A 9155-nucleotide genomic window follows, 5' to 3' on the forward strand; every position below is an offset into this window, starting at 1 on the left:
GCGAAGCCGACCGCGCTTTGCGCGACACCGAGCAGGTGCCACTAACCTATCCAGGCGGCATCGAGGCCTTTATGCAGCGCGAAGTGTTGCCCTACGCCCCCGATGCCTACGTGGCCGAAGACGAAACAAAGGTGGGTTACGAGCTTTCTTTCACCAAATATTTCTACAAACCCGTTGAACTAAGGCCCATCGCCGACATCAAAGCCGACATCAAAGCCATTGAAACAGAAACGGATGGACTGCTTGCTGATATTCTGAACAACTAAAATAATGCATGCGCAAAATGAGAAAATATAGCGAGTATAAATATAGCGGGGTGAAATGGATTGGCGATATTCCGAAACATTGGGGGATAGTTGAGCTCAAAAGACTAACCAAATTTAATCCTCAGCGTAGAGAAGAGTTAGACAAAGAAACCCTTGTAGGCTATGCGCCTATGGATAAAGTACGTAGCGATATGCTAACCCCACTCTCAATACAAATAAAGAACTTGACAACAGGACTGACTTATTTCGAAGAAGGAGATGTTGTTATGGCCAAAGTTACACCCTGCTTTGAGAATGGTAACGTAGCTATTGTGCCTAAAATGGTGCATTATTGTGGATATGGAAGTTCCGAATTATTTGTCTATCGGTGTAATGAAGAGAAACTAGAACCAAGGATACTCCTTTATTATTTATTGTCCGCAGGATTTGTTAATGCGGGTGTATCGAGCATGACAGGCACAGGAGGGCTAAAAAGAGTATCGCCAACCTTTGCTCGTAATGTACGAATTCCTTTGGCTCCCCTTGCCGAGCAACGTGCCATTGTTTCGTATTTAGATGGCAAGGTGGGGCAAGATTGATACGTATGTAGCCAAACAAACGCAACAAATTGAACTGCTAAAAGAACTGAAACAAGCAGTTATCGCTAATGCTGTGACAAAGGGAATAGGTACAAATCCGAACGCTAAACGAAAACAATCAGGAGTTAATTGGCTTGGAGAAATACCTGAACATTGGGAAGTTTCAAAGTTAAGAAGACACTTTATTCCACGAATCCAAAAAGTTTCTGATAAAGATTTCGCACCGTTGTCTGTTACAAAAGATGGGATATTACCACAACTAGATACCGCCTGTAAAACTGATAATGGAGAAAATCGTAAGCTAGTGCGTAAAGGCGACTATGTTGTTAATTCGCGAAGTGATAGAAAAGGTTCAGGGGGAATTTCTCCTTTTGATGGTTCTGTTTCGCTTATCAATATCGTTATTTACCCAATTGACGGCGAACAAGAATACTATCATTACCTATTTCGCTGCAACAACTTTGTTGAAGAGTTTTATAGGAATGGGAGAGGAATCGTTGCAGACCTTTGGACAACACGCTACCAAGAGATGAAGAACATTGAAATCCCCATCCCTCCTCTCTCCGAACAGCGCGCCATAGTAAGCTATATCGAGGCCAAGACGGCGAGTATAAACAAGCTTATCGGTGCTTACGAGCAGCAAGTGGAACGCGTAAAGGAATATAAGCAGCGGCTGATTAGCGATGCCGTAACGGGAAAAATGAATGTAACGGACGAACAAACCCAAACAAACTGAACGCCATGCCTACAACAATGAACGAAAAAGCGTTGGAAGACCTGATTGTTAACTGGCTTACCAACCATAACCAATACGAACTGGGCGATACCAGCCAATACGACACTCACTATGCCCTAGACACTGGACGACTTGAAACTTTCCTCAAGCTAACCCAGCCCGCAGAGGTAGAAAAGTCGGGTATCTTCCATTCGCCTGTCAATCGCCGCAAGTTTCTAGAACGCCTGCGCGACGAGATAACAAAGCGCGGGGTGGTGGATGTGTTGCGAAAGGGATTGAAACACCAAAGCAACACCTTTGTGCTTTACAACCCCCTGCCCTCGGCACTTAGCGCCGAGGGCGAAGAACGGTATGCACTGAACAAGTTCTCTGTTGTGCGGCAGTTGCGCTACGATGCACAAAACCCTGCGCTGGCATTGGATGTGGCCATCTTTATTAACGGCTTGCCGGTGATTACGATGGAGCTTAAAAACCAGATAACAGGCCAAAACACGACACACGCCATTGCCCAATACCGCACCGACCGCTCGCCCAACAACCTGCTGTTTATGTCCAAACGCTGTGCCGTACACTTTGCCGCCGACGATGATACGGTGCAGATGTGCACCAAACTATGCGGAGCCAACAGTTGGTTTTTGCCTTTTAACAAAGGATTTAACGACGGAGCAGGCAACCCCGTCAACCCCAACGGACTGAAAACGGCCTATCTGTGGGAAGAAATTCTTACCAAACGCAACCTTAGCAACATTCTTGAACACTACGCGCAGGTGGTTACCGAGCGCAATCCCGATACCCGGCGTAACATCGAAAAGAACATTTGGCCACGTTGGCACCAGCTGCAACTGGTGCGCGCACTGCTACACGAAACGGCCAAGGGCAACATCGGGCAACGCCTTTTGGTGCAACATTCGGCCGGTTCGGGCAAAAGCAACAGCATCACATGGTTGGCCTATCAGCTTGTAGAGCTGTTAGAGGGAGACCAACCGCTGTTTGACAGCGTAATTATCGTTACCGACCGCGTTAACCTCGACAAGCAGTTGCGCAACAACATGCGGGCTTTTAGTCGCAATGAAAACATCGTAGATGCCGCCGACAGTAGCGAAACCCTGCGGCAACACCTTGTAAACGGCAAGAAAATCATCCTTTCTACCGTGCATAAGTTCTCGTTCATCCTCGACGCCATCGGCAACGAACTGGCCAGTCACCGCTTTGCCGTAATTATAGACGAGGCACATTCAAGCCAAAGCGGCAAGATGGCGGCCAGCACAAACCAAGTGTTGGCAGGTTCGGCAGTGGCCGACGACACGGAGCTAAGCGTTGAAGATGCCGTTAACGAGGCCATTGCCCAATACATGTGCGGGCGGCGCATGGCACCCAACGCCAACTTCTACGCTTTCACCGCAACGCCGAAGAACAAGACACTCGAAACGTTCGGCACGTCCTTTATTAAGCCCGACGGCGAAACGGGGCATCGGCCCTTCCACGTCTACTCGATGAAACAGGCCATCGAAGAGGGGTTTATCCTCGACGTGTTGAGCAATTACACCACCTACGAAAGTTTCTATCACATTCGCCGGCGGGTGGAAGACGATCCCGAGTTCGACCGCAAGCAGGCCTTAAGAAAGATACGCCACTTTGTTGAACGCCAACCCGAAACCATTGAAAAGAAGGCCGAGGTGATGGTTGAGCACTTCCACACCTCCGTGGCGCATAAAATTGGCGGACAGGCACGCTGCATGGTGTGCACCACTGGCATACAACGAGCCATCGATTACTTCTTTGCCATCAACCGCTTGCTAAGCCAACGCGATTCGCAATATCGCGCCATCGTGGCTTTTAGCGGCGATTTCGAGTACAACGGAAAGACCGTTAACGAGGGTAGCCTTAATGGATTTCCTTCTGCGGCCACAGAAAAGACGTTCCGCACGGGCAACTATCGTTTCCTCATCGTGGCCGACAAGTTTCAAACGGGCTACGACGAACCGCTGCTGCACACCATGTATGTAGACAAGCCGCTGCATGGATTGCAAACCGTTCAGACGCTTTCGCGACTTAACCGCACGTGCCCTAAGAAGGAAGATACCTTTGTGCTCGACTTCGTTAACACCTGCGACGACGTTGAACAGAGTTTCCAAACCTTCTACAAAACCACCATCCTGAGCCGAGAAACCGACCCCAACCGCCTGAACGACTTGCTGGCAGAGATAGAGAAACACCAAATTTACACACAAAGCGAGCTGGAAACGCTGAACCAACGCTATTGGAACAACGCCCCAAGAGAAGCCCTGGACCCCTTGCTCGATGCCATGTGCCAGCGCTTTTGCACCCTATCGGAAGAAGAACAGGTGGAGTGTAAAAGCAGCATCAAGGCCTTTATACGCACCTACGAGTTTCTTTCTACCATCATGGACAGCTGCTCGTTGGAATGGGAAAAGGCCGAAACGCTGCTTAAGCTGCTCGTGCGCAAGTTGCCTTCGCTGGGTACAGACGACCTGACACGCGGATTGATAGAGGCTATCGACTTTGACCGGTACCGACTTGAAAAGAAAGAAGAACGAAAGATACAACTGCAAAACGCCGATACCGAGATAGAACCTGTGCCCACGGCCACCGCTGCAGGTGTGGCCGAACCCGACATGCAACGACTAAGCGTTATCGAAACGCAGTTTAACGAGCTGTTCGGTTCTACCGACTGGGACGACATCGAGGTGGTGAAAAGGCAGGTGGAAGACGTTACGCAACGCGTTACCAACGACAACAACGTGCGCGACGCCATGCTGAACAACGACGAACAGACGGCCGCACAAGAGTGCGACGAGGCCACCAACGTGAAAATGGCCGACATGGCCGAAACCTATACCCAGCTGATTAATAAGTACATGTCGGAGCCCGACTTCCAAGAGCGGTTTAATCAGTTGATACGCGAACGGGTAAAGGCTGCCATCAATCCCGAATACGATGAGCAAGATTTGGCCTTTAAGCTGCGCCAAGCATTTAAGGAAGACTTTGCCGACTTCTGCGATGGGGTTCATAACGTGGAGTTTGATGAGGTGTTGCGGCTGTTCTTCTGCCTGGTGAATGCCGAAACGATACCCGCCTTGCAGGGCCTTCGGCGGATATTGCGCAACACGCTGAATTGTCTTTATCGGGCACAGCACCGCGAAGAGGATTTCCGCACATGGTATGCCGACCTGGTTAGCCGTTTCGAGGCCTTTCTCAAAAAGATATATTGGCTGCAACATGGCGTGCCCATGCCGCTTGTTAACGATGGTCGTGAGCCCGCCTTGCTCGATGCCGTGCGCCATTTCCCGCGCATATCCAGTCTTTATCATACGCGTAACCCCAAGCACGAACGCTTTAAGCAGTATTATAACGTGGTGTTTACATGGCGCAATAAGGAGAACCACAGTGCCGAAGACCTGCCCGCCAACTTGCTCCCTGCGGCCCTTCACGCCGCCGTTGCCATGTATCTGTACGCCACAATGGTAAGCGCACCCGAACTGAAAGGCAAACTATGAGCGAGAGAAAATCTCAACCCCCAACTGGCCTCACCCCCAATTGGCCTCATCCTCAATTGGCCTCATTCCCTACTAGCCTCACCCCCTACTGGCCTCACCCCCAACCCCTCTCCAAGGGGAGAGGGGAGTGGTATGCCTTGTGGGGTGTTTGCTTGTTAACTTGTAAACTCATCAACTTACAACATCATCAACTTACAAGCTCACAAACTCATTAGCTCACAAACTTACAAAATCATCAACTCATCAACTCACAAGCTTACAAACTCATCAACTTACAAGCTTACAAACTCACCAACTCATTAGCTCATAAACTTACAAAATCATCAACTCATCAACTCACAAACTTACAAGCTCACCAACTCATTAGCTCACCAACTTACAAAATCATCAACTCATCAACTTACAAGCTTACAAGCTCACCAACTCATCAACTTACCAACTCATTAACTTACCAACTCATCAACTCAGAAACTCCCCAACTCAAAAACTTAAAATCTTACTTTATATTTTACAATGCGGCTCTAATTTTCGCTCCGTTCTAGCGAAAATTTGGGTCGTAAAGTGGGTAAATTGGCACAATTTCTAGGCTTTCTCGCCTTGTGTTTTGTCTGTATTTCAGAGTAAAACCTGCATTTTGCACCATTTTGCCTTTCTAGTTTGGTTGCCAACTCGTAATTTTGCAAGTCCAATTACCTGCTTTTAGTCCCTAAAATCCCACTTTTTGATGACTATTTCGCCCTTTTTAGCCATGTATGTCGTGGTTCGAGAGGGTTATATTTATGCCATTGTGGCGTATCTTTATGCTTTTTGCCTCACATTTAGCAGCAAAATGCACTGCATTTTGCACCATTTCACCTTGCGTTTTGCACCAAAACGCACTGCATTTAGCGGCAAAACGCATTGCATTTTGCACCAAAACGCACTGCGTTTAGCGGCATATTGCAGTAAATTGAGCGGTAAACGCCCTTAAAATGGGTGCAAATGGCGGTTCCTTGTAATAAATATTCATTTTGCTGCATCCACAGGTTGGCCCTTAGTTGCATCAAAACAAACCTTCGCGAGAATCGATTTTTTGCGACCGAGTGGGCTGTTGGTGGATAAAAAGGGCACTTTTTGTGTTAAAATTCTTGCTGAAAAGTGGACAAGGCCTCACCCCTACTGGCCTCACCCCCAACCCCTCTCCAAGGGGAGAGGGGAGTGGTGCGTTGTTGGTTGATAAGGCCTCACCCCCCAGCCCCTCTCCAAGGGGAGAGGGGAGTGGTATGCTTTGTTGGTTGATAAGGCCTCACCCCCAGCCCCTCTCCAAAGGGGAGAGGGGAGTGATGTGCTTTGTTGGTTGATAAGTCCTCACCCCCAGCCCCTCTCCAAGAGGAGAGGGGAGTGGTATGTGTTGTTAGTTCAGGAGAGGTTTTCAGTTGACGAGAAAACCTGTTAGCTTGTCTACTCGTTAACCAACCATCTTGTTAACTTGTCAACTCGTCTACTCGTCAACTTAAAAACCTCTCGCCAACTTAAAAACCTCTTCTCCCCACACTTTCTTTCCCTAACCTTTGGCGGTACCGAATAGTTAAACTATATTTGCAATATTGTTACAGATTCTTCCGAAAGGGCATCGGTGAGTTGGGTAAGTAAATCGCAACGAAACGATGTGCGTAGGGGTGTTTGTGGCTCAATGTACCATAACTAAACTTTATGCAACATGAGAAGTAATAAGCTAAGCAACCTTTTGTCGCTGCTTTTTCTTGCCGTAACCTTGGGCGTAGCCGTTTATGCCGCATGTGTTAACGACACTATCGTTGTGCATTGGGGACCACTTGGTGGTAGTGAACTCCAAGGCATGAGCTATCTTATCCTGTTTCTTCCCCTTTTGTCGGCTGCGCTTTACGTGTTGTTGCGCAAGGGAAAGGAAAACCCGCAGGCACTCGACCCAACGCGCGACATACCTCAAACGGAGGACAACACGCAACAATTGCGCCGATATATCGATGTACTTTCGCCTACCGTCACGGGATTGTTGTTGTACATCACGCTTTGTGCGGCAGGTTTCTTGCCCATGATACCCCTCGTGGTGATGCTCGCCGTGGCCTTTCTCATTGTATATTATGTGCGTTGGCGACGTAAATCGAGAAGAGGGTAGGGCGGTTTAATTTTCTTTCTTCATGTTTTGGCGGTGATGTACTTTTGTCGTAACTTTGCAAAATAAAAGCGTTGGTGCCAAGAGTTGTGCTTATAGGCTAGACATAAATACGTTGGCACACAATAAAAAGTGATATTTAACAACTAAATACGACCAATTACAAAGTGCCAAAACATGAAAAATTCTAGTCTGAAAAGCTTGTTTTCGTTACTATTCTTAGTAGCCACCGTGAGCATTGCGCTATACTGCATCCTAACGAAAAACACGATAGACATGCGTTTTGATATGCCGGGCGGGGTTAACAAACCGATTTCGCCTTTCTTCCTCTTACCACCAACTCTGTTCTCTGTTGGCGCTTACTTCGTAACTCGTTTTCTGGCAGACAAACCCATGCGTATGAAAAGTTTGCTAAGGAGGTATGTAATACCTATGAATGAGCATAATGCCCCATTGATACGTAACTTCCATGAGTCTGTTTCGCTAGGAGTTACGAGCATTATGTTCTATTGCTCGCTCTTCATATCGGGCATAATCGCCTTCAACCCCTTTATTACATGGGCGGTAATGATGTTGCCTTTTCTTATGATAGGATGGTCGTCGTTTAAGTTGATGCGTGATAAGGAAATGCAATGATAGAACATAACACATCAAACAACCGAATAGCCGTGTTTTTTCTCGCGGCAACCTTCGCTGTGGCTATCTACGCCACGGTGATGGATCTGTTTCCCGCCTTGCGAATTAGTTTCTTTGCTTCTGGCTATAGGAGGGGTTTTAACCTCGTAAACTTTGTGTCTCCCGTGTTTTCGGCTGGCTTTTACCTGTGGTTGCGCTATGTGTCGTTGCACCCGCTAAGCAATCCACAACCCGGCGGACCTGCAGATACAGAGGAAAACAAAAGGCTGATGAGCCGTTATGCTGACAAAATGCTGCCCAACATCACAGGGATAATGCTGCTTATGGCCGTGGGGGAAGTCTTGCCTATACCTTATTTGATGACGGTAGTGCTGTTATGGGGATTTTATTTGGTGGTGTTTACACTGCGAGTTTTCCGTAAGATGACATATAACAAACGCTAGAACCGATGCCCGCGCATCCCCATTTCACGTTATTTTGCAGCGTGACTTAGAGCCAGTTGCACATTTTTGCGTAACTTTGCAGACGCTAACCGCCATGTACAGCCCACAAAATGCAAGAGGGGTGGCGCATGGCGTACGAGCATACAATTATTTATAGATACACAAATTCGTAGCATTATGGCATATCTTTTTTCTTCCGAGTCGGTTTCCGAAGGGCATCCCGACAAGGTGTCCGACCAAATATCAGATGCTTTGGTAGACCAATTCTTGGCCTACGACGACAAGGCACACTGCGCCATCGAAACTTTCGTTACCACAGGACAGGTGGTTATCATGGGCGAGGTGCGCTCTAATTCGTACATCGACCTGCAAACCATCGCCCGAAACACCATCAAACACATTGGCTACACCAAATCGGAGTACCAGTTCGACGGCGATTCGTGCGGCGTACTGACGGCCATTCACGAGCAAAGCGACGACATCAACCGCGGCGTTAGTCGCGAAGAGGCCGACGAACAAGGCGCCGGCGACCAAGGGATGATGTTTGGTTACGCCACCAACGAAACCGAAAACTACATGCCCCTGTCGTTAGACTTGGCCCACTTGCTGATGATTACCTTGGCCGAGATACGAAAAGAGGGTAAGGAAATGACTTATTTGCGTCCCGACTCAAAGAGTCAGGTGACGGTGGAGTATGCCGACGACGGGCAGCCCATACGCATCGACACCATCGTTGTGAGCACACAACACGACGACTTCGGCCCCAACGACGAGCAGATGCTGGCCCAAATAAAGGCCGACGTGCTGAACGTGCTGATGCCTCGCGTAAAAGCGAAGATAACAA

The 9155-nt window shown here is 48.3% G+C and carries 7 protein-coding genes and 1 pseudogene; all 8 read left to right on the top strand.

Annotation, left to right across the window (positions count from 1 at the left end; translation table 11 throughout):
- Positions 1-266, top strand: a pseudogene (locus tag BN93_RS00670) (SAM-dependent DNA methyltransferase); the annotation flags it as partial.
- 17 nt (positions 267-283) lie between these two features.
- On the top strand, positions 284-844 hold the full coding sequence (locus BN93_RS00675; protein ID WP_198007481.1) for a restriction endonuclease subunit S: 561 nt from the start codon (positions 284-286) through the stop codon (positions 842-844).
- Complete coding sequence (locus BN93_RS00680; RefSeq protein ID WP_019186430.1) at positions 822-1580, top strand: restriction endonuclease subunit S; 759 nt, start codon at positions 822-824, stop codon at positions 1578-1580. The genes BN93_RS00675 and BN93_RS00680 overlap by 23 nt, the downstream gene beginning before the upstream one ends.
- A gap of 5 nt (positions 1581-1585) precedes the next feature.
- Positions 1586-5098: a type I restriction endonuclease subunit R gene (locus BN93_RS00685; RefSeq protein WP_044259312.1), complete on the top strand. Its 3513-nt coding sequence runs from the start codon at positions 1586-1588 to the stop codon at positions 5096-5098.
- Between the two features lie 1699 nt (positions 5099-6797).
- A complete protein-coding gene (locus tag BN93_RS00695; RefSeq protein WP_019186433.1) occupies positions 6798-7235 on the top strand; it encodes a hypothetical protein in 438 nt (145 codons plus the stop codon).
- Positions 7236-7409: 174 nt separating this feature from the next.
- A complete protein-coding gene (locus tag BN93_RS00700; RefSeq protein ID WP_157462574.1) occupies positions 7410-7868 on the top strand; it encodes a hypothetical protein in 459 nt (152 codons plus the stop codon).
- Positions 7865-8311 carry a hypothetical protein gene (locus BN93_RS00705; protein ID WP_019186436.1) on the top strand — a complete coding sequence of 149 codons (447 nt, stop codon included), beginning with the start codon at positions 7865-7867 and terminating at the stop codon, positions 8309-8311. Before BN93_RS00700 ends, BN93_RS00705 begins: the two co-directional genes overlap by 4 nt.
- A 177-nt stretch (positions 8312-8488) precedes the next feature.
- The coding region (locus BN93_RS00710; RefSeq protein ID WP_316928596.1) for an S-adenosylmethionine synthetase N-terminal domain-containing protein at positions 8489-9155 on the top strand (667 nt) is incomplete at its 3' end.

The sequence above is a fragment of the Prevotella conceptionensis 9403948 genome, from assembly GCF_000312305.1.
In the GTDB taxonomy this organism is placed as follows: domain Bacteria; phylum Bacteroidota; class Bacteroidia; order Bacteroidales; family Bacteroidaceae; genus Prevotella; species Prevotella conceptionensis.

Bases quoted from the DNA above. Each gene is read 5' to 3' on its own strand.
- BN93_RS00675 (WP_198007481.1), top strand. From the start codon at position 284: ATGAGAAAATATAGCGAGTATAAATATAGCGGGGTGAAATGGATTGGC.
- BN93_RS00680 (WP_019186430.1), top strand. From the start codon at position 822: ATGGCAAGGTGGGGCAAGATTGATACGTATGTAGCCAAACAAACGCAA.
- BN93_RS00685 (WP_044259312.1), top strand. From the start codon at position 1,586: ATGCCTACAACAATGAACGAAAAAGCGTTGGAAGACCTGATTGTTAAC.
- BN93_RS00695 (WP_019186433.1), top strand. From the start codon at position 6,798: ATGAGAAGTAATAAGCTAAGCAACCTTTTGTCGCTGCTTTTTCTTGCC.
- BN93_RS00700 (WP_157462574.1), top strand. From the start codon at position 7,410: ATGAAAAATTCTAGTCTGAAAAGCTTGTTTTCGTTACTATTCTTAGTA.
- BN93_RS00705 (WP_019186436.1), top strand. From the start codon at position 7,865: ATGATAGAACATAACACATCAAACAACCGAATAGCCGTGTTTTTTCTC.